Origin of the sequence: Brevibacterium permense (assembly GCF_013280495.1) — a bacterium.
In the GTDB taxonomy this organism is placed as follows: Bacteria; Actinomycetota; Actinomycetes; order Actinomycetales; family Brevibacteriaceae; genus Brevibacterium; species Brevibacterium permense.
The window spans coordinates 38,509-58,556 of record NZ_JABSSX010000016.1 but is presented as its reverse complement, the minus strand read 5'-3'; the positions used below and the strand labels follow the sequence as shown (position 1 = coordinate 58,556).

Here is a 20,048-nt window from a genome sequence, read left to right as displayed (position 1 = left end):
CCTTTCACTGTTCACGACTTCACTGTCGTGGGTGAAAGCAATCCTGCTCTACTGCTACCGGGTACTTACATAGCTGCTACCACTTCGTTACACAGGTGCTACCGAATGCCGCTTCCGAACACCCCTCACTCCGGGTCGGAATGGGACACCCTGGCGGGATGGGCAATAGCTGCGGCGGTTGTTATAGGACTCTATATTAAGTACCGGACACCGATCCTTGTGGGCCTTGTAGGAATTGCGTCATTTATCGCCCTACCCGGCGCTATCTCGATTATAAATATGGCACGAAAAAACGTCGTCACTGGCAGATTCAGTATATTCCTCTCACTAGTGGCATTATTTTGCGCATCCGGGATCGGATTCCTGCTTGTAGCGTGGCTTTGGCAACCACCATTTGCGTCTGCAGAGTATATCAATTTCCTGGAAACCGGCGACAGCGGAGGACTGAATAGTGCCCTATTTGTTCTCTACCAGATCATAGGGGCCATATCCTATGTACTTGTTGCCACCATTTGCATCGGGTTCTCAATTTGCGTAATGAGCTCCGTGAACTTACATGTCGGCGCCGCCGGAAGATGGTTGTGGTCATTTGCATTTCGAAGCACCTCGAATGTCTGGTCAACAGTGATGCCGTTTATAGCAATAATATGTTCCATCATGGCACTAGCAATGTCGAGTGGTTACGCATTCGAACTAATTACTAGCCTTTCGCAGTGACAGTTAGTTCACAAATTCCGAGCGATCAATAACTATCTCGAATTAGGAGTTCAGCGGCCGGACGCCTGGAGGATTCTTCATAGTTCAACGTTATTGATGAAGCTTTGCTTGAACTCGCTGACTAATCCCGGCGGGCTCCTGTTCCCTCGTCCGGCTCAGCTGATGGTGCCGCTGGCGACGAGGACCGCGGGGCCGGCGAGGCTGACGCGTCCGCTCGTGCCGTCGACGTTGGGGTCGATTTCGATGCGCAGCTGACCGCCGGGCACGTCGACTCGCCACTGCAGAGGCGACTTCTCGCCGGCCCAGTGGTGGGCTGCGATCGCGGCCGCGCAGGCACCGGTTCCGCAGGAGCGGGTCTCGCCGACGCCACGTTCGAACACGCGCATACGCAGGGCGCCTTCTCCCCCGGCCACATCGGATCGAGCGGGTTCCATGACGATGTATTCCACATTGGATCCCTGCGCCGGGACGGGGTCGAGGACGGGTGCATCGCGCAGTTCGGCTGCGGCGAGTTCGGCGTTCTCGGCCAGGGCGACGACGGTGTGCGGGTTGCCGGTGGATACGCGCAGTCCGGGACGGGCGACGTCGATGCCGCCGGTGGTCACGAGTACGCTGCTCGCGGGGTCGAGTGACCATTCGCCCATGTCGATGGTGTACCAGGCGTCGCTGGCGGATCCGGGTCCGCCTGTACCGGTGTCGACGACGTCGTCTCCGGTTTGGACGCCGAGGGCGGGATTGAGGGTGGTGCGCACGGCTTTGATGCCGTCACGGGTGCCGACGAGGATCTCGCGGGCATCGGCGGGGACGCGACCGCTGGTCAGGAGTGCGTGGGCGAAGACGCGAACGCCGTTGCCGCACATCTCGGAGAGGCTGCCGTCGTTGTTGTAGTAGTCCATGAACCATTCGGCACCGGCTTCGGCCTGTTCGGCGGCTCCCGGGATGCCGCTGGCGGCGGAGCGGACGATGCGGATGATGCCGTCGGCGCCGAGTCCGGCCCGTCGATCGGCCAGGGTGGCGACGGTTTCGGGATGCATCTCCAGTGTGCTGTCGTCGTCGGAGAGCAGAACGAAGTCGTTCTGGGTGCCGTGCCCCTTGACGAAGCTGACATCGGTCCAGGCGGCGAACGGGGTATCCGGAGTGCTCATGGCTCCATCTTATCTGTGAGCGTCCAGTCGGGTCTTCAGTGCCCGTTCAGGACGTCGAGTGCCGCCGCCAGATTCTGTTCGGCGTCGGCGGCGCTGCCGTCGATCCAGCGGATGCGCGGGTCGCGGCGGAACCAGGTGTCCTGTCGGCGTGCGAACTGCCTTGTGCGGATCGTCGTCTCTTCCTTCGCCTCGGCGGCGGTGAGTTCTCCGGCCAGGTGGCGTTGGATCTGTGCGTAGCCGATGGCGCGTGATGCCGTCTTGCCTTCGGCCAATCCGACGTCGAGGAGTCGCAACACTTCGTCGACCCATCCGTGGTCCCACATGAGTTCGACACGGGTGGCGATGCGCTCGTGCAGAATCGCCCGGTCCATGCTCAGACCCAGGTGGATGGTCGGTTCGATCTCCTGGTAGTCCGGCAGTTGGGCGCCGAAGGGTCGTCCTGTGAGTTCGATGACTTCGAGGGCTCGGGCGATGCGTCGTTGGTCGTTGACGGTGATCTTCTCGGCCGCTTTCGGGTCGAGTTCGCGCAGTTTCTGGTGCAGCGTCCACCGGTCTGTTGCGACCTCGGCCTCGAGGCGGGCTCGCACCTCGGGATCCGTGCCCGGGAACTCCATATGGTCGACCGCGGCGCGCACGTAGAGTCCGGACCCGCCGACGAGGATCGGACGCAGTCCGCGCTCCCGGATGTCCGCAATCGCTGCGCGTGCACGCGCTTGGAAGTCCTGAACGTTCGCCTCTTCGGTGACGTCGAGAATATCGATGAGGTGATGCGGAATCCCCCGGCGCTCATCGACCGGCAGCTTCGCCGTGCCGATGTCCATTCCTCGGTAGAACTGCATCGAATCCGTGTTGATGATCTCCCCGCCGAGGCGGCCTGCCAGATCCAGCGCCAGGTCGGATTTCCCGGTGGCGGTGGCTCCGACGACGGTGATGATCGGCGCAGTGTCCTCAGTCATCGACGATCACTCCCAGAGTCCGGTGCCGCAGACAGAACGCACCTCGTGGACACGTTCGTCGACGACCGGCTCCAGAGTCGAGACACGAGCGCCCTGGTCGACGGCGTGGCGGATGCCGGCAGCCAGCACACTGAGGTTGGCGGCCATGGCCCCTGCTTGGTCGCAGAGGTCGAGCAGTCTTTCGTTGTCGATTGACGTCCCGGAGGTGATTGCTTCGACGACGGCACGATCAAATTCCTCGGCACCGTCGATCGGGGCCAAGGGTGCATCCTCTGCTGCGGCTCCGGACAGGTCGATGGGGAGGAGGAGGTTCTCGCTCGATCCGAGCGGGCCGATGTCGATTCCGACGGCGTGAGCGTGAAGGATCACGACGACGATGGCGGGGTCGGCCGCCTCGGCGAGTCTGCGTTCGTCCGTCGTCAGGCCTTCCACGGTGTCGACCCACTCGGTCCCGGACAGATACTGACCGGTGCGAGTATCGACGCCGCGGTCGATTCCCCAGCCGCCGAGCCCAGCCACGGGTGGCAGGGTCTCGATGGGCAGGGCCCAATGGGTCTGCGTCCTCACTGTGTCGCGGATGACGGTCCGCAGTTCGACCATTCGCGCTGTCTCGCTGCGGTCGATGTTCTCGAGCAGCACGGGGGCTGCCGGAATGATGGCGAAGGCGCCCATCTCAGCCGCGGGGGCGGATGGTCGGCATGCCGAGATTCGTCGCGCCGGCTGCACCCTGTCCGGGGCTCGGTGCGCCGCAGCTGTCGGCCTGTGCCCGGTCGTAAGCGTCACCGGCTCGGGACGGGCGTACGGAGAATCCGGAGTCGGCGAGAAGGAAGTAGGGCTTCGCCTCGGTGACGGTGGCGGTGACGAAATCACCGGGCCGCGGCATCTGGCCACCTTCGGGGATTCCGACGTGGACGAGGCGGTTGTCTTCGGCGCGACCGCTCAGTCGTGGGGAATCGGCGTGGGGCAGTTTGGTCACGAGTACCTCGACCTCGCGGCCGATCTGGGCTCTGTTCTCGTCCCAGGCGATCTCGTCCTGGAGTGCGGTGAGGCGTTCGAACCGTTCCTGCACAACGTCCTTCGGCACCTGATTGTCCATCGTGGCCGCCGGTGTTCCGGGGCGGATGGAGTACTGGAAGGTGAAGGCCTGGGAGAAGCGGGCGCGGCGGACGATGTCCATCGTGCCTTGGAAGTCCTCTTCGGTCTCTCCGGGGAAGCCGACGATGATGTCGGTGGTGATGGCAGCGTGCGGGATGCGTTCGCGCACGGAGTCGAGGATGTTCATGAACCGCTTGGTCCGGTAGGAGCGGCGCATTGATTTGAGAATCGTGTCCGAACCGGATTGCAGCGGCATGTGCAGCTGCGGCATGACTGTCGGAGTCTCTGCCATTGCGTCGATGACGTCGTCGGAGAAGGCGGCTGGGTGCGGGCTGGTGAAGCGGACCCGTTCGATCCCGTCGACGTTGCCGACGGCGCGCAGCAGTTTCGCGAATGCGCCCTTGTCGCGGAATTCGGCGCCGTAGGAGTTGACATTCTGGCCGAGCAGGGTGACTTCGACGACTCCGTCGGCGACGAGGGCTTCGACCTCGGCGAGAATGTCGCCGGGACGGCGGTCCTTCTCTTTGCCGCGCAGGCTGGGCACGATGCAGAAGGTGCAGGTGTTGTTGCAGCCGACTGAGATCGACACCCATCCGGAGTGCTGGGATTCGCGGCGGCTGGGCAGAGTGGAGGGGAAGACGTCGAGGCTTTCGAGGATCTCGACCTGGGCTTCCTCGTTGTGGCGGGCGCGCTCGAGCAGCGCCGGCAGGGATCCCATGTTGTGGGTGCCGAAGACCACGTCGACCCAGGGGGCCTTCTTCACGATGGTGTCGCGGTCCTTCTGTGCCATGCATCCGCCGACGGCGATCTGGAGGCCGGGGTGGTTCTCTTTGACCTTCGCGAGCTGGCCGAGGTTGCCGTAGAGGCGGTTGTCCGCGTTTTCGCGGACGGCGCAGGTGTTGAAGACGACGACGTCGGCCTGGTCGTCGGTGTTCGCCTGAACGTAGCCGGCATCGTCGAGCAGTCCGGACAGACGCTCGGAGTCGTGCACGTTCATCTGGCATCCGTAGGTCTTGACCTCGTAGCTGCGAGGGGTGGTTCCGGATGTCGTCGGGGATTCAATCAGTTCAGTCATGGCGCACCCATTCTAGCCGTTCCCCATGTGCCGTTTCAGTCTTCGGCGAGCACGTCTCGTGTGACCTTGATGCAGATCGCCGAGGGGAAGCCGCGGCGGGCGAGCATGCCGAGGATTCGGCGCTCCCGCACCGCATAGTCGAGGCGCCTGGTGGAGGCGGCTTTCTTCTCGGCGACTTCGCGGGCGAGCTCTTCCTCGCCGTCGATGTCGGCCACGGCGTCGGAGGCGAGTTCGGGGCTGATGCCCTTCTTGCTCAGTTCGCGTTTGAGCACGGACCGGGAGAGTTTCCGGTTCTCGCGCTGTGCCCGTGCGAAGCGGTGGGCGAATTCTTCGTCGTTGAGCAGACGCGAATTCTGCAGCTTCTCGATGAGGACATCGATCGCTTCGGGCATGAGGTCGCGTTTGAGGAGTTTCTTGCGCAGTTCGTCGCTGGAGTGGTCGCGCATCGCGAGCATGTTCATCGCCGTCTTCTTCGCCTGCGCGTAATCCGCGTCGAAGTCGGGAGCGTCGTCTTCGTCGTCGTCGAAGCTCAGCCCGGGACCGACAGCGAAGTCAGGCGCGACATCGCCACCGCTCGCCATGAAATCTGGACCATCATTCTCGGCCGCAAGGAAATCAGGGACGTCGAGGAAATCCGGAGTCGAGTCGGTACCGCCTTCGACCCACCCGTTGTCCGGTTCCTGCTGCTGTCGCTTCCAGCCGCTGGAGTTCTTCTTGCGCTTCGACCCCGAGCTCTTTCGTTTGGCAGTTCGACCATTGCCGCCGGTGACATCATCGTCATCGAGTCCGGAGAGACCGGCGAAGAAACCGGCCTCCCCTTCGGCATGACGTTGGTCGATCTCCGAGATCGCACTGCGCAGCTGCGAGAGTGTCTCGGTCTGAGACGAGTCGGTCCGATCCGAGTCCCCCGCACCGACCATGTCGGTCGATGCGGCGGGATCGTGGCCGGGGAATTCGCCGTCGGTCGACGAAGCGTCAGGAGACTTCGACGTCATCCGTCTGTGCTTCTCCGGCCGCCTCGGCGCCTTCCTCGGGTTCGTCGACCTGGATCAGGCCGAGCTTGTGCTTGATCTTCAGCTCGATCTCTTCGGCCAGGCCCGGGTTGTCGCGGAGGAAGTTGCGGACGTTCTCCTTGCCCTGACCCAACTGATCGCCGTCATAGGTGAACCAGGAACCGGACTTGCGCACGATGCCGTTGTCGACGCCCATATCGATGAGGCTGCCTTCGCGGGAGATGCCGTGGCCGTAGAGGATGTCGAACTCGGCCTGCTTGAACGGCGGGGCGACCTTGTTCTTCACGATCTTCGCACGAGTTCGGTTGCCGACCGCGTCCTGACCTTCCTTGAGGGTCTCGATGCGGCGGACGTCGATGCGCACGGAGGCGTAGAACTTCAGCGCCTTACCGCCCGAGGTGGTCTCCGGCGAACCGAAGAAGACGCCGACCTTCTCACGCAGCTGGTTGATGAAGATCGCGGTGGTCTTCGACTGGGCCAGGGCACCGGTGATCTTACGCAGTGCCTGCGACATCAGGCGAGCCTGCAGGCCGACGTGGCTGTCGCCCATCTCGCCTTCGATTTCGGCCTTGGGCACAAGGGCTGCCACGGAGTCGATGACGATGACGTCGAGGGCACCGGAGCGGATGAGCATATCGGCGATCTCGAGTGCCTGCTCACCGGTGTCCGGTTGGGAGACGAGGAGCTGATCGGTGTCGACGCCGAGCTTATTCGCATACTCCGGGTCGAGTGCGTGCTCGGCATCGATGAACCCGGCGATTCCGCCGGCCTTCTGTGCGTTTGCGACGGCGTGGAGAGCCACGGTCGTTTTACCGGAGGATTCCGGACCGTAGATCTCGACGACGCGACCGCGCGGCAGACCGCCGATGCCCAGTGCGATGTCGAGGGCGACCGAACCGGTCGGGATGGAGGCGATGGGCTCACGCACACCGTCGCCGAGGCGCATGATCGCGCCCTTGCCGTAGTTGCGATCGATCTGGCCCAGCGCGGCGTCGAGTGCCTTCGACTTGTCGCCGCCGGTGGGAACCTGGAGGTTCTTGGGTGTACGTGCCATGACGTCTCCTCTTCGTTGCTTTTCCGTTGAGACCAAGGCTAGAAGATGGCACTGACATAACGACAGAGGAAGCGATTCCCCCGTGGATAACCAGCCACTCATGGTCACAGGTCCCGTGATTCCTCACCAGGATAACCCACATGGGAACAGGTGTTCTATATATTGGGGTGTGTCGCGTGTCTCCGCGAGAGTCAGGCCTGGGCCAGACCCAGCTGCCAGGTGAGACCGAAGCGGTCCCCCACCCACCCGAACGGGCCGAATCCGTAGTCGTCGAGCGGCATGAACACAGTCCCCTCCGCACTCAGTGCGGTGAAGAGTCGTTCGAGCTCCTCAGCCGAATCGCAGTCGACCATGAGTGACACGCCAGGAGTGATGTCCCACTCGTGTGCGACGAAGCTGTCGCTGAAGCGCAGCCTCTGGCCGGCGATCTCGATCTCGGACATGATGACCGTGCCCTCGGCGCCCGGACCGTCGGAACCGTACCGATTATCGAGGATCACTCGCCCGTCGGCGAAGAGTTCGAGGTAGGTCTCCAAGGCCTCGGCGGCGCTCTGTCCACGACTGGGCTGGAAGGTGATGAACGGGACGGCCTGATTCATGCGGTCAGTCTACACGCGGGCGGCACGGCGCCGACAGTAAAGACCAGCACTGCTCCGACCAGACAGAGTCACAGACAATGCCAAGCGCCCCCGATCGATCAAAACTGCTCCGATCCAGCAGAACGGCATCGAGCCTCGGTCAGAACGGCGTCGAGCGCGGCTTTTCCTTGCCGAGACGCCGAGATTCGGGAACGCCCATGGAATCACAGACGGCAGTCCAGATGTCGCGGGGTTCGACCCCGGCTTCGAATGCCTGGGCTGCAGTCCGCGAACCCAGGGAGCTCAGAGTGAGGTCGGTGTGCAGAGAGGCCGCGCGGGCCTCACCGAACTCCTCGTTCATGAGGATCCAGTAGAGCGTGTGCCGCATCAGGGCTTAGCAGCCAGCCGCGGAGCAGAGTATCCCTCGGGGTGACCGAGGATCTTGTCCGAGAGCTCCTGCGGAATGGTGTCGGGGATCTGCACGCCTTCTTCGAGAGCGAAGCGATCGGAGACAGACGACAGCAGTGCCGACAGCGGCAGGTCGAGTGCTTCGCAGATCGCCGACAGCAGCTCCGAGGAGGCTTCCTTCTGTCCGCGCTCGATTTCGCTGAGGTAGCCGAGCGAAACGCTGGCCCCGGTCGAGACATCGCGAAGGGTGCGTCCTTGACGACGGCGGGCGGAACGAAGTGCGTCGCCGATTTCGACTCTCAGTAGCATAACGCGGCCCTCCCTTTGTCAGCGCGTCCCGTCAATGCAGTTCCAATAACTTTACAACCTGGCCGTGACACAGCACCAACCTGGTGCCCCGAGCGGATGGTATTGCCAGTCCATTCGAAGACTTTGGAGAATTTTCGTCCGATGGTCATCACCCGGTCAACCGCACAGCAGACGAACTTATTCCGCGGCGTCTCCGCCAGCATTCGACGCCTGCCCTGCCTCGGGCCCGAAGGCGAGTTCGCCGACGAATTCGTCGAGGTTGACGACCATCGCCTGCACCGTCTGGCTGCGGATGGAATCGCGGTCGCCGGTGAACTCGTGTTCGAAGACCTTCGCCTTCCCGCCGAAGGCGATCGCCGTGTAGACGAGTCCGACCGGCTTGTCGTCCTGCGGATCGGGACCGGCCACGCCGGTGCAGGAGATCCCGATGTCGGCAACGCACTGCACGGCCGTGCCGACGGCCATCTGCGCGGCGACGACCGGGTCGATCGGTCCGGTCTCCTCGAGGTGGTCGGCGTTCACTCCGGCCAGGCTCGCTTTGAGGTCGGTGGCGTAGGTGACCAGCCCGCCGCGCACCACGGCGGAGGCCCCCGGCACATCGACGAGCGAAGCGACGAAGCGTCCCCCGGTCAGCGATTCCGCCGATGACAGCGAGATCCCCAGCTGAGCACAGGTGGAGATGATGCGACGCGCGGTCTCCATCAGCTCGGACTCAGCCACGCTGCGCGTCCCCGCCGGTCTCTGTACTCCCACCGCTCTTCGCATCCTTGTACAGCTTCGCTGCCTGCACGCAGTAGTCGACGCCGGTGACGATGGTGACGACGATGGCCGCGGTCATGATGATCCAGGCGAAGACGAGCAGGATGACGTAGACGGCAGAGGGCACTACGTCCGAGAGCGGGAAGACCAACAGGAACAGTCCGATCGCAGCGGTCTGCAGCACGGTCTTGATCTTGCCGCCTCGTGAGGCGGGCATGACTGCGATGCGGATCATGAAGAACCGCAGCAGCGTGATGCCTAATTCGCGGACGAGGATGATCACGGGCACCCACCAGGGCAGTTCGACGATGATCGCCAGACCGATGAGGGCGGCGGCCATGAGCGACTTGTCCGCGATGGGATCGGCGATCTTGCCGAAGTTCGTAATGAGGTTGTTCCGTCTGGCCAGGTAGCCGTCGACGAAGTCGGTGAACATGGCCAGCAGGAACACGATGAGCGCCCACCAGCGCAGGGTCACATCGTTGCCGCCGTCTGCCAGCAGAAGCACGAGGAACAGAGGCACCATGAGGATGCGCAGCACCGTGAGTGCGTTCGGGACATTCCACGGACTCGGTTCTGCAGAGGGCTGCTGAGAGGCTCCGGCCTCGACTCGATCGTTCACGCATCCAGCCTATCGGAGTGAGCTGAGCAGATCATTCCAACCACGGACATCTCAACCACAATCGCCGAGGCGGCGCCCCGTTTCAACGGTGCGCCGCCTCGGCGAGGGGTGTGGTTCGGATCAGATCAGCGGCCGGTGAGCTGCCAGGCGTCCTCTCCGCTGGCCTCGACGACCTCGAGCCCGGTCTCGGGGTCGACGTCGCCGACGGTGAGGTCGCCGGCATGGCCGACGCCGTTCGCGTAGCGGTCGGACGATGCCGTGCTGTACGAAGCCGAAGCTCGGGAGGTCTCGCCGTAGTCGTCGTCGAACTCCTCGTCATAGTCCCCGGCTGCCGAGGCGTGCCCGGTGCCGGCCTGTCGGGACTGGCCGTGGCCTCCGTCGGTCGGCACGTCGGCAGAGGCGCCGCCGGAATCCTCGGGCGGGGTCTCGCCCTTGATGATGGCCAGGGTGCCCGGCAGATCATCGGGGCGCACGAGCACGTCGCGGGCCTTCGATCCCTCGGAGGGTCCGACGATTCCGCGGGACTCCATGAGATCCATGAGGCGACCGGCCTTGGCGAAACCGACGCGGAGCTTGCGCTGCAGCATCGAGGTCGAGCCGAACTGCGTGGTGACGACCTGCTCGATCGCCTGGAGCAGCAGTTCGAGGTCGTCGCCGATGTCCTCGTCGATCTGCTTCTTCGGCGCTTCGACGGCCACGTCTTCGCGGTAGTTCGGGGTGAGCTGACCCTTGACGTGCTCGACGACCTTCTCGATCTCGGATTCGTTGACCCAGGCGCCCTGGACACGCATCGGCTTGGCCGCGCCCATCGGCAGGAACAGGGCGTCACCCTGACCGATGAGCTTCTCCGCGCCGGGCTGGTCGAGCACGACTCGGGAGTCGGCCAGCGACGAGGTCGCGAATGCCAGACGGGAGGGCACGTTGGCCTTGATGAGGCCGGTGACGACGTCGACGCTGGGTCGCTGGGTGGCGAGCACCAGATGGATGCCGGCGGCACGGGCCAGCTGTGTGATGCGCTGGATCGAGGCTTCGACGTCGCGTGGGGCGACCATCATGAGGTCGGCGAGCTCGTCCACGACGACCAGCAGGTACGGGTAGGGCTGGAGGACGCGTTCGGATCCGGCGGGCGCCTGGATGCGACCCTCGCGGACGGCCTTGTTGAACTCCTTGACGTGCTTGAACCCGTAGTTCGCGAGGTCGTCGTAGCGGGCGTCCATTTCGCGCACGACCCATTCGAGCGCCTCGGCGGCCTTCTTCGGGTTCGTGATGATCGGGGTGATCAGGTGCGGGATGCCTTCGTAGATCGTCAGCTCGACGCGCTTGGGGTCGACGAGGATCATGCGGACTTCGTCGGGGGTCGCGCGCATCATGATCGAGGTGATCATGGAGTTCACGAAGCTCGACTTGCCTGCACCGGTGGCACCGGCGACGAGGAGGTGGGGCATCTTCGAAAGGTCGGCGACGACGAATCCGCCTTCGACGTCCTTGCCCACTCCCATGACCATGGGGTGGTCGGTCTTGCGGGCGGCCTTCGAGCGCAGCACATCACCGAGGGCCACGTTCTCACGGTCGGTGTTCGGGATCTCGATGCCGATGGCCTTCTTGCCGGGGATCGGCGAGAGGATGCGCACGTCGGCGCTGGCCACGGCGTAGGCGATGTTCTTCGACAGCGCCGTGACCTTCTCGACCTTCGTACCGGCGCCGAGCTCCACCTCGTAGCGGGTGACCGTCGGTCCGCGGGAGAACCCGGTGACCTCGGCGTCGATCTTGAACTGCTCGAGCACATCGCGCAGGGCTTCGACGACACGGTCGTTGGCCTCGGAGCGTTCCTTCGCTGGAGGTCCGGGCTGGAGGTTGTCGGAGGCGGGCAGGGTGTAGGTGACGTCGCCGGCGAGGGTGAGCTGTTCGACGCGTTCGGGCAGCTGCTCCGTGGGTGGAGGTGCAGGTGCGTTCGTGGTCGGGACCGGCGCCGGGGCGGCAGCGGGCTCGGACTTCTTCGCCTGGTTCGCGGCGTCGTCGTCCATCCCGATGGTCTTCTTCAGCTCGGCCATCTCGCGTTCGGCCTTGGTGGGTCGGCGCTGGCCGGGCTTGAGCTTGGGCTCCGGGCTGGTTTCGATGCGCGTGGTGTCGGCGTCCTCGTCGCTGACGTCATCTTCGTGGATGTAGGCCTTGTCGTAGGCCTTCGTGGCGGTGTCGTCGTCGGCGGATTCAGCGTCGGGATCGGGGATCTCGGTCTTCTTCTTCCGACTGCGGCGCTTGGCGCCCATCACGGGTTTGAGGTCGGAGGTGCGGCCGTTCTCGGCAACGAGGTCGGACTGTTTGGTCTCGGCCGCCTCGACGTCGGTTTCGGGTCGGGCACCGCCGGTGAGGCGGTAGTACAGGTCGGTGAGGCGACGGGGAATCGCGCGCACCGGGGTCGCGGTGACCACGAGCAGGGAGAAGAGCCCGAGGAGGACGAGCAGCGGCACCGCCACGTACGCGGTGGTCGCAATCACCAGCGGTGAGGACACGACGAATCCGAGCGCGCCTCCCCCGTTGGCCATGGCTTCGCGAGAGTTCGTGAAGGTCGGGTTGCCGGCGGCGATATGCGCCAGGCCCGAGGCGGCGAGCAGACCGAAGATCATCCCGATGAGGATGCGGTTGTTGCCGCGGTTGTCGTCGCCGCGCAGGAACAGGCGAATCGCGTAGCAGGTGAAGACCACCGGCAGGGCGAGTGCCACTCGGCCGAAGGTGCCTTCGACGATTCCACGGACGCCGTCGCTGATCGCGCCGGGGATGTTCCACCATTCGAAGGCGGCGATGATGATCGAGAGTCCGATGAGGAAGAAGGCTGTGCCGTCCCGCTTCGTCGGTGATTGATCGGTCGGTTCGTCGCTGAGAGTCTTACGCGCACGGTTTCCGGCCATGTGGGCCACTCCCCTCCATGCACCGGTGACAACGTTTGTCCCGGGTTCTTCGGTCCCCGCTTGACCGGACCGACCAGCGTTTTTGCGCGCTGTGCGTTTCCCGGAACCAGAAGCGGGGGAAGTCGTTCTGGTCGCCATGTCTCTCATCTTAGGACGATATTGCGCTCCTGCCCAGCAAATCCGCAGGTTTCGGCGCGCCACCAGGGGCGATGTTCGGCCCCGCGTGTCACTGCGGCTGCGCTAGCCCGGAACATGCGATTTTGCAGCCGTAAGCGAGATAAATGTGCTCAGATTGCCCGCTTTCGTCGCCTTTTCGGCAATCTGCGCACACTTAACTTGCCGTTCACGGCAGAATCAGAGCGGCTGATCCAGGTCGATGCTCTGTCTATAGGGGAACCCGAGCGATGAAGACGTACTCGCGGCCCGGTCTGTCCGGGGCATCGCGGATCTCATCGACGATGAAACCGGAGTCGTCCAGGGACTTCGTCAGCTCATCGCGGTCACGAAACTGCAGACGGCTCCGCTGTTCGACGCGGCGGCCGTCCCGCTCGAAGACCAGCATTCCGAAGAAATCGACGAACGCGCCGTGCGCGGCTTCGAATTCCACCCACGACTCGACTGTTCCCTCACCGTCGACCTCGGCCGCAGAATAGGTGTTCGCCTTCGTCCATTCCCGCCACGCCTGCCTCTCAGGGTCGCGTGATTCGAAGACGAGAAGTCCGCCCGGCGACAGTCTCCGGCGGATCGCCGTCAGCGTCTCCGCCCAGGCTTCATCTCCGAGAATCGCCTGCGCCACATTTGCCGTCATGAAAGCCATGTCCGACTGCAGCGGCGGCAGGTCGGCGGCGACCCCGTGGACCCAAGCCACCCGGTCAGCGTGGGGTTTCGACTGCGCCACGTCCAAAGCAAGCGCCGAGGGATCGACGCCCACGACCTCCACTCCCCGACCGGCGAGCATCGTGGCGAACGCTCCCGTTCCGCATCCCACATCCACCACCGAGGCGGCTCCGAACTCATCGACCATCGCCGCGTAGACGTCGAGGTCGTCCCGTTCGGGTCCTTCGAAGATGTCATAGACGGCCGCACAGCGCGCGTCGACATAGCTGTCCCCGGCGTCATCAGCGAGATTCCGGGCGCTGTCAGCGGTCATGCGGATCGCTCGGGTGCATGGCGATGAACAGACCCCACTGGGTGGCGCCGTCCTTGTTGCGCCGACTGCGGAACTCTTCGAACAGCTCATCGATGCGAGTACGGAATTCCGCGACCTCATCCTCGGTGAGCATCGCGGCCATCCGACCCATCGTCCGCTCCTCATACGGTGCGGCGGTGAACTCGGCAGTGAAGGCCTCGAGCATCTCGGTCGTCATATCGCCGGTGTTGAGGAACCAGCTCTTGCCCGTGGCGAGGTACGGGATCTCCCTGGACCCGCGTTTGCCGCGCCGCGCCTCCTGAGGTTCGAGGAATCCGGTGTCGGCGAGCATCCGCACATGATGGAGCGAGGTCGCGGGATTGAGGCCGGTCGCCTCGGCGATCTCCCGATTGCTCATTGCCTCATCCAGACACAGCCGCAGGATCCGAATCCGAATGCTCGACGCCAGCGCCTTGGCCTCTGCATCGGTGGCGTCCCTGCGCTCCACGGCTCGGGCGAGGGCGGCCGCAGCAGGTGTGTCATCGTTCATGCCTCAACGCTAGCGAGTGATCGGGAGAAGTCAATCAATCCCCTGAAGTGATTGACTTTCCCCAATCGCTCGTGGAGCATTACTGATTGACAACCCTCAATCACTGACTCTCAATCACCGATCCTCCGCCCGCCGTCTCGAGGAAGAGCCATGGCAGCAGCCGACCAACCGCCGTCGAGCGAACCGCAACCGCAACCGCAGCACGGTCCCGCCTCATCGCAGCGGCCGAAACACGTCTCCCTGTGGAGACACCGCGACTTCATGAAGTTATGGGCAGGCGACACGGTCTCCGTGTTCGGCTCCGAGCTCGTCCTCTTCGCCCTTCCCCTCATCGCCGTGCAGCTCCTCCACGCCGACGCCTTCGAGATGGGAGTGCTCGCCACCCTGGAATCTGCGGCGTTCCTGCTCATCAGCCTGCCCGCCGGGGCCGGGGTCGACCGTCTGCCGAAGAGACTCGTCATCGTCTACGGCGACACTATCCGCGCCGCCATCCTCCTGACCATCCCGCTGACCTGGGCCTTCGACGCCGTGAGCATGATCCAGCTCTACCTGGTCGCAGCCGGGGTCGGAATCGTCAGCGTCTTCTTCGACATAGCCAACCAGTCCTACCTGCCCGAACTCGTCGACGGGGAATCAATCTCCGACGGCAACGGCAAGCTCCAAGCCAGCCAGCAGACTGCCGGAGTCGCCGGCCCCACTCTGGCCTCCGGGTTGGTCACCGCGATCGGTGCCCCGCTGACCGTCGGGCTGACCAGCATCTGCATGGGACTCTCGAGCATCCTCGTCGGACTCATCAAACACCGCGAAACCCCACGAGCGGCCGAGGGACGGGCCGGATTCGTCGCTGAGATCCGCGAGGGACTCGGCTTCGTCCTCGGTCACCCGCTGCTGCGCCGGATCACTGCCTGCACAGGTCTGACGAACTTCGCGTCGTCGGGCATCTTCGCGCTCCTCGTGCTGTACGCCCTCACCACACTCGGTCTTCACCAGGTCGAACTCGGAATCATCATGTCCGTCGCCTCGGCCGGCGGCATCCTCGGCGCACTCACGGCGGCATGGGTGCAGAAGATCCTCGGCGAAGGAACGAGCATCGCCGTATCCGCGCCCATCAGCGGCCTCTGCTTCCTCGGTGTTCCGCTCGCCTCCGTTCTGCCGGCGCTGCCGACCCTGCTGATCAGCTGGTTCTTTGTCACCTGGGCGGTCGTCGTCTACAACATTGCGCAGGTGAGCTTCCGCCAGCGGCTGTGCCCGAAGCCGCTGCTGGGCCGGATGAACGCCTCCATCCGCTTCCTCGTATGGGGACCGATGCCGTTGGGCGCCTTCCTCGCGGGCATCCTCGGCGACCGGCTCGGGGTGACGAGGACGATGTGGATCCTGGCAGCCTGCGCGCTGCTCGGCTCACTGCCAGTGCTCGCCTCCCGCCTGCTGGGGATGCGCGTACTCCCCCGCGAACTTGATCTGCTCGCCGAGGCGACCGACCCGATCTCACCGTCGGCGGAGGCCGAAGGTCGCGGTTGAGGTCTCCTGCCGACGCGACCCCGCGCGACACGCAGTGGAGTGTGGCGATAAGTCAGATTTCTCCGAAGAATCCAGACTTTTCGCCACTAAAAACGAATTAGCGGCCGTCCACGAGATAAGTGTGCTCAGATTGCCCGCTTTCGTCGCCTTTTTGGCAATCTGCGCACACTTAACGTGCCGTTCGTGGCAGAAACAGTGCGGCCAGGCAGCGGCGAAGTCGTCGATCGAAAGAGATCGAGAGTGACCGGGACGAGCCCGCCCCGCCTCAGCGGGTGGCGTAGAGATGCTCCGGCCGTCCGGTCGACCCGTACTGCAGAGACACCGTGATCGTGCGGGCTTCGGCGAGCTTCGCCAGATGCCGCTGCGCGGTCGCACGGGAGGCACCAACCGCCTCGGCGACTTCGAGGGCCGTCATCGGGCCGCTCGCCTCCTCAAGTGCTGTGAGAATCCGGGTCGTCGTCGACGATCCCGCCGGGCTCGCTCCGGTCCCGCCGACGGCCGCGGCATCGTGGAGGTTGCGCAGCTGCCGCTCGAGGTCGGTCTGCCCGACCTTATCCCGCTCCCAATAGCGGAGGAATCGAGCGTAGCGGCGCAGGAAGTTCTGCAGCACCTCGGCGGCGAAGGGCTTGACGATGTACGTCATCGCCCCCGCGCGCAGCGCCGAGCGGACCACCTGCGGATCCGTGACCGCCGAGAGCACAATCGCCTCGATATCGGTCTCGCGGATGAGGTCGACCCCGGTGCCCTCGGGCAGCACGTAGTCGACGAGAAGCAGGTCGACCTCGTTCGCGGCGATGACCTCGCGGGCCGTCTTCAGGTCGCGGACGGGTTCGAGTGCCGTGAAGCCGGGCACCTCGTCGACGTACCGGGCATGAATCTGCCCGACGAAGAAGTCGTCATCGAGCACGAGAACGTTGACCATCATCTCTCCTCAGTTTCGCTGGAAATCATCATCTCCGCAGGCCAGAAGCTGTGCTGCCGCCATCGCTAAAATCGCCGTCTTCGCCCACGTCGCCCACGTCGCCGTATTCGCCCGCGTCGCCCAGGTCGGCAGGGTCGTCGAGGGCATCAGGCAGGCGCATGCCGAAGCTCGCCCCGCCGAGGTCCGGGTCGTGGCCGTCGATGAGCCACACCGCTCCCCCGCCCTTCTCCGCGACCCGACGGCTGAGCGCGAGTCCGATGCCGAGTCCGTGACCGTCCCCGGTGCCGGTTCCCGAGGTGAGTCCGATCCCGAAATCCGGCGCCGAGGCGGCTGTCGAGGTCGAGAATCCCTCGTCGAAGATCTTCCCCGCCACCTCGTCGTCGATCCCGTCGCCGGTGTCCGTGACGACCGCGTGGAGCTCCGTCCCGGAGCTGAGCACCTGCACTTCGACCCGGCCCCCGTCCTCGGCGTACCGCCGGCCTGCGACGGCCGCACGGACGGCATTGTCGATGAGGTTGCCGAGGATGAGCGTGACCGCTTCCGGGTCGCGGACCGCACCCACGGCCAGGGAATCGGGGGTGACGGCCAGGGCCACTCCCGCCTCGGCGGCGGTCGTGCCCTTCGCTTCCAGAACGGCGCGCAGATACGGGTCGGACACGAGGTCGATGTCCTCGACGGGGGTCGTGATCGGACCGGTGCCCAGGAGGGAGGACAGGTAGGTATGGGCCTCATCGGTGGCGCGTCTCGCCCAGGGTCCCGGATTCGTGGGAGACGTTCTCGCGTCCGGCCAGCGCCTCATCCGGCGAGGTCGAGACCTTGTGTCCGATCTTCGACCGGTCGGGGTGGGTGAGTCGGATGCCGCGATCGTCGGTGATGACGGCGAAGCTGATGCCGGAACGGTCGCGCAGATCATTGGTGATCCCCAGCATCGAGGTCACGAGCCGCTCATCGGGCTTTTCGGCATGCTCGGCCGAAGCCTGGGTGGCGGCGGCGCGGACGTTCGGATCGATCGCCAGCGTGCGGGCAGTGGCCAGCGCCTTCGTCTCGGTCACCTCGGTGACGGTGCGCGCCCCCATCCACGCGAACACTCCGGTGACCAGGGCGAGGATCACGATGACGAGCGCGAGCTGAGAGATCAGCACACGCCGGGAGAACGAACGATGGGGCCGGGGCACGCGCTCAGCGTAGCCGCGTTTGAGCGTAATGCGCAAAAGGCGCGCAACGATCTAAACGCCATCAGTGCACACAAGCGCGCGCGGCCCGTGATGTGGGCCCTACGGTGTTTCGAGCCTCACATTCGCCTTCGAAGGAGAAGCCCGTGCTTGTCATTCTCGGTTTTGCCATGATCCTCGTCTTCATGACGCTGATCATGACCAAACGACTCTCGCCGATCCTCGCGCTCATCCTCGTGCCCACGATCTTCGGCCTCTTCGCCGGAGCAGGAATGGGCATCGGGGACATGGTCATGGACGCGATCGCCTCGATGTCGTCGACGGCAGCGCTGCTGCTCTTCGCCATCATCTACTTCGGCATCATGATCGACGTCGGCCTCTTCGACAAGCTCGTCGAGTTCATCCTCAAGGTCGCCGGCAACGACCCCGTCAAGGTCGTCCTCGGCACCGCGCTGCTCACCGGCGCCGTGTCCCTCGACGGTGACGGATCGACAACGTTCATCGTCGTCACCGCGGCCATGCTGCCGATCTACCAGCGCCTCGAGATGTCGCCCGTGGTGCTCACCTGCGTCGCCGGTCTCATCAACGGCACCCTCAACATCGTTCCGTGGGGCGGCCCGACTGCCCGGGCCTCCTCGGCGCTGCAGATCGACGCGAACGAAATCTTCGTCCCCATGGTTCCTTCCCTGGTGGCCGCCCTGCTCGTGTGCCTCATCTTCGCCTATGTGCTCGGCATCTCCGAACGCCGCCGCCTGGCCAAGAACGGCGTCGCCTGGGTCGAGGACCGCGGTTCGAATCGTCGCAGGGACCTCGTCGGCGCCGTTGCCGGAGCCAGCACGACCGCGGGCTCATCCGCGGGCACCACCACGGGTGGGCACGGACGCGGATCCGGGTCGGCCGCCTCGGCGAATGACGGCACCACCGCCGAGGCGACCCCCGCCTCCGCGAACGACACAGACGGATCCGCCGGAACTGGTTCGGGCCTGTCGAACACCGCGCTCGATCCCAACCGCGCAACCCTGCGTCCGAAGCTGTTCTGGTTCAACCTGGCCCTGACCGTGGCCGTGATGGTCCTGCTCATCATCGACATCCTGCCGCTGCCGTACCTGTTCATGATCGGCACCGTCATCGCGCTCATGGTCAACTTCCCGAAGATGAAGGACCAGCAGGAGGAGATCGCCTCCCACGCGACCGCGATCATCTCCGTCGTGGCCATGGTCATGGCCGCGGGTGTGCTCACCGGCATCATGTCCGGCACCGGAATGGTCGATGCGATGGCCGAATGGCTCGTCGCGGTCATCCCGAACTCGATGGGACCCTACATGGCCGTCATCACCGGTCTGCTGTCGATTCCGATGACGTTCTTCATGAGCAACGACGCCTTCTACTTCGGCATCCTGCCCGTCCTCGCCGAGACCGCCTCCCACTTCGGCATCTCCGCGGCAGATATGGCCCGCGCCTCGATCACCGGCCAGCCCGTGCACATGCAGTCGCCGCTCGTGCCCGCTATCCTGCTGCTCGTGTCCCTGTCCGGCGTCGAGCTCGGCGATCACCACAAGAAGGTGCTGTGGCGCGCGCTCATCGTCGCCCTCGTCATGCTCGCCGTTGGTGTCGCCGTCGGCGTCATCGGAATCGGCTGAACGGAGGACTGCGATGACTGATCTCTATTCGACCTCACACCCCCGCTTCCCCGCCCCGTCCCTGCAGGTCACCGCCTCACCGGGCATCGATTCGGCCTCGGCGACCGTGGTCCTGGCGCTGCGTCCTGATGCCTCGGACGAGGTACTCGAGCAGGCGATCGCCGCGGCCCGCCGTGAGCACGCTTCGGTGCAGGCGGTCGTGTTCGGCACGGATACGACGACGGCCCCGTCGACGTCGTCCCTGTCCGAATGCACCAAGTTGGGTGCCGCCCTCGCCGAGGCAGGGGTGGAGTATGCCGTCCACCGCTCCGGTCCCGATCCAGCCGAGCAGATCCTCGGTCTCGCCGAGGAGCACGATGCCGCGTTGATCGTCATGAGCACCAAGCGACGCTCGCCCGTGGTAAAGCTGCTGCTCGGGTCGAGTGCACAGCAGGTCATCCTCGAGGCCGAGTGCCCGGTGCTGTTGGTCAAGTAGAAGTT

The 20,048-nt window shown here is 64.7% G+C and carries 21 protein-coding genes; 4 read left to right on the top strand and 17 right to left on the bottom strand.

Going from position 1 to position 20,048, the window contains the following annotated elements; genetic code table 11:
• Positions 1 to 717, top strand: a 717-nt coding sequence (locus HK353_RS16860; RefSeq protein ID WP_217278522.1) for a hypothetical protein, incomplete at its 5' end; no start/stop codon positions are given.
• A 155-nt stretch (positions 718 to 872) separates the two neighbouring features.
• Here HK353_RS16860 and dapF read toward each other — a convergent pair.
• The 14 genes from dapF to HK353_RS15325 all read right to left on the bottom strand — a co-directional run bounded on the left by dapF (position 873) and on the right by HK353_RS15325 (position 14,316).
• Positions 873 to 1,862: a diaminopimelate epimerase gene (gene dapF, locus HK353_RS15390; RefSeq protein ID WP_173157561.1), complete on the bottom strand. Its 990-nt coding sequence runs from the start codon at positions 1,860 to 1,862 to the stop codon at positions 873 to 875.
• A gap of 35 nt (positions 1,863 to 1,897) precedes the next feature.
• Positions 1,898 to 2,818, bottom strand: a complete 921-nt coding sequence (gene miaA / locus HK353_RS15385; protein ID WP_173157559.1) for a tRNA (adenosine(37)-N6)-dimethylallyltransferase MiaA — start codon at positions 2,816 to 2,818, stop codon at positions 1,898 to 1,900.
• 6 nt (positions 2,819 to 2,824) lie between these two features.
• On the bottom strand, positions 2,825 to 3,490 hold the full coding sequence (locus HK353_RS15380; protein ID WP_173157557.1) for a hypothetical protein: 666 nt from the start codon (positions 3,488 to 3,490) through the stop codon (positions 2,825 to 2,827).
• Position 3,491: 1 nt separating this feature from the next.
• Positions 3,492 to 4,988, bottom strand: a complete 1,497-nt coding sequence (gene miaB / locus HK353_RS15375; protein WP_173157555.1) for a tRNA (N6-isopentenyl adenosine(37)-C2)-methylthiotransferase MiaB — start codon at positions 4,986 to 4,988, stop codon at positions 3,492 to 3,494.
• Between the two features lie 35 nt (positions 4,989 to 5,023).
• The gene (locus HK353_RS17215; protein ID WP_245396073.1) at positions 5,024 to 5,983 is read right to left on the bottom strand and encodes a regulatory protein RecX; all 960 of its coding nucleotides are present in this window, start codon (positions 5,981 to 5,983) and stop codon (positions 5,024 to 5,026) included.
• Positions 5,964 to 7,055, bottom strand: a complete 1,092-nt coding sequence (recA, locus tag HK353_RS15365; protein WP_173157553.1) for a recombinase RecA — start codon at positions 7,053 to 7,055, stop codon at positions 5,964 to 5,966. The genes HK353_RS17215 and recA overlap by 20 nt, the downstream gene beginning before the upstream one ends.
• 191 nt (positions 7,056 to 7,246) lie before the next feature.
• Positions 7,247 to 7,654 carry a VOC family protein gene (locus HK353_RS15360; protein WP_173157551.1) on the bottom strand — a complete coding sequence of 136 codons (408 nt, stop codon included), beginning with the start codon at positions 7,652 to 7,654 and terminating at the stop codon, positions 7,247 to 7,249.
• 139 nt (positions 7,655 to 7,793) lie between these two features.
• The gene (locus HK353_RS15355; protein WP_139470110.1) at positions 7,794 to 8,021 is read right to left on the bottom strand and encodes a DUF3046 domain-containing protein; all 228 of its coding nucleotides are present in this window, start codon (positions 8,019 to 8,021) and stop codon (positions 7,794 to 7,796) included.
• On the bottom strand, positions 8,021 to 8,350 hold the full coding sequence (locus HK353_RS15350) for a helix-turn-helix domain-containing protein (RefSeq protein WP_139470108.1): 330 nt from the start codon (positions 8,348 to 8,350) through the stop codon (positions 8,021 to 8,023). Before HK353_RS15350 ends, HK353_RS15355 begins: the two co-directional genes overlap by 1 nt.
• A gap of 177 nt (positions 8,351 to 8,527) precedes the next feature.
• Entirely contained in the window at positions 8,528 to 9,070 is a 543-nt protein-coding gene (locus HK353_RS15345; RefSeq protein ID WP_342589960.1) for a CinA family protein, read from the bottom strand.
• The gene (pgsA, locus tag HK353_RS15340; RefSeq protein ID WP_173157549.1) at positions 9,063 to 9,731 is read right to left on the bottom strand and encodes a CDP-diacylglycerol--glycerol-3-phosphate 3-phosphatidyltransferase; all 669 of its coding nucleotides are present in this window, start codon (positions 9,729 to 9,731) and stop codon (positions 9,063 to 9,065) included. The genes HK353_RS15345 and pgsA overlap by 8 nt, the downstream gene beginning before the upstream one ends.
• Before the next feature lie 125 nt (positions 9,732 to 9,856).
• Positions 9,857 to 12,637 (bottom strand): DNA translocase FtsK 4TM domain-containing protein, encoded by a 2,781-nt coding sequence (locus tag HK353_RS15335; RefSeq protein WP_173157547.1) that lies wholly within the window; start codon positions 12,635 to 12,637, stop codon positions 9,857 to 9,859.
• A 385-nt stretch (positions 12,638 to 13,022) separates the two neighbouring features.
• Positions 13,023 to 13,787 (bottom strand): class I SAM-dependent methyltransferase, encoded by a 765-nt coding sequence (locus HK353_RS15330; protein WP_173157545.1) that lies wholly within the window; start codon positions 13,785 to 13,787, stop codon positions 13,023 to 13,025.
• On the bottom strand, positions 13,777 to 14,316 hold the full coding sequence (locus tag HK353_RS15325; RefSeq protein WP_173157543.1) for an ArsR/SmtB family transcription factor: 540 nt from the start codon (positions 14,314 to 14,316) through the stop codon (positions 13,777 to 13,779). Before HK353_RS15325 ends, HK353_RS15330 begins: the two co-directional genes overlap by 11 nt.
• Before the next feature lie 150 nt (positions 14,317 to 14,466).
• Here HK353_RS15325 and HK353_RS15320 point away from each other — a divergent pair, with 150 nt between their 5' ends.
• On the top strand, positions 14,467 to 15,834 hold the full coding sequence (locus tag HK353_RS15320) for an MFS transporter (protein ID WP_173157541.1): 1,368 nt from the start codon (positions 14,467 to 14,469) through the stop codon (positions 15,832 to 15,834).
• Positions 15,835 to 16,099: 265 nt separating this feature from the next.
• Here the strand turns inward: HK353_RS15320 and HK353_RS15315 are convergent, their stop codons facing one another.
• The 3 genes from HK353_RS15315 to HK353_RS17210 are packed head-to-tail and all read right to left on the bottom strand — an operon-like array spanning position 16,100 to position 17,931.
• The gene (locus tag HK353_RS15315; RefSeq protein ID WP_173157539.1) at positions 16,100 to 16,756 is read right to left on the bottom strand and encodes a response regulator; all 657 of its coding nucleotides are present in this window, start codon (positions 16,754 to 16,756) and stop codon (positions 16,100 to 16,102) included.
• A 28-nt stretch (positions 16,757 to 16,784) separates the two neighbouring features.
• The gene (locus HK353_RS15310; protein WP_245396069.1) at positions 16,785 to 17,555 is read right to left on the bottom strand and encodes a sensor histidine kinase; all 771 of its coding nucleotides are present in this window, start codon (positions 17,553 to 17,555) and stop codon (positions 16,785 to 16,787) included.
• Positions 17,485 to 17,931, bottom strand: a complete 447-nt coding sequence (locus HK353_RS17210) for a sensor histidine kinase (RefSeq protein ID WP_342589959.1) — start codon at positions 17,929 to 17,931, stop codon at positions 17,485 to 17,487. Before HK353_RS17210 ends, HK353_RS15310 begins: the two co-directional genes overlap by 71 nt.
• A 143-nt stretch (positions 17,932 to 18,074) precedes the next feature.
• Between HK353_RS17210 and HK353_RS15305 the strand changes: the two genes are divergently transcribed.
• Both HK353_RS15305 and HK353_RS15300 read left to right on the top strand, forming a co-directional pair.
• Entirely contained in the window at positions 18,075 to 19,568 is a 1,494-nt protein-coding gene (locus HK353_RS15305; protein ID WP_173157537.1) for an SLC13 family permease, read from the top strand.
• A gap of 13 nt (positions 19,569 to 19,581) precedes the next feature.
• A complete protein-coding gene (locus HK353_RS15300) occupies positions 19,582 to 20,043 on the top strand; it encodes a universal stress protein (RefSeq protein ID WP_173157535.1) in 462 nt (153 codons plus the stop codon).
• Positions 20,044 to 20,048: the final 5 nt, after the last annotated feature.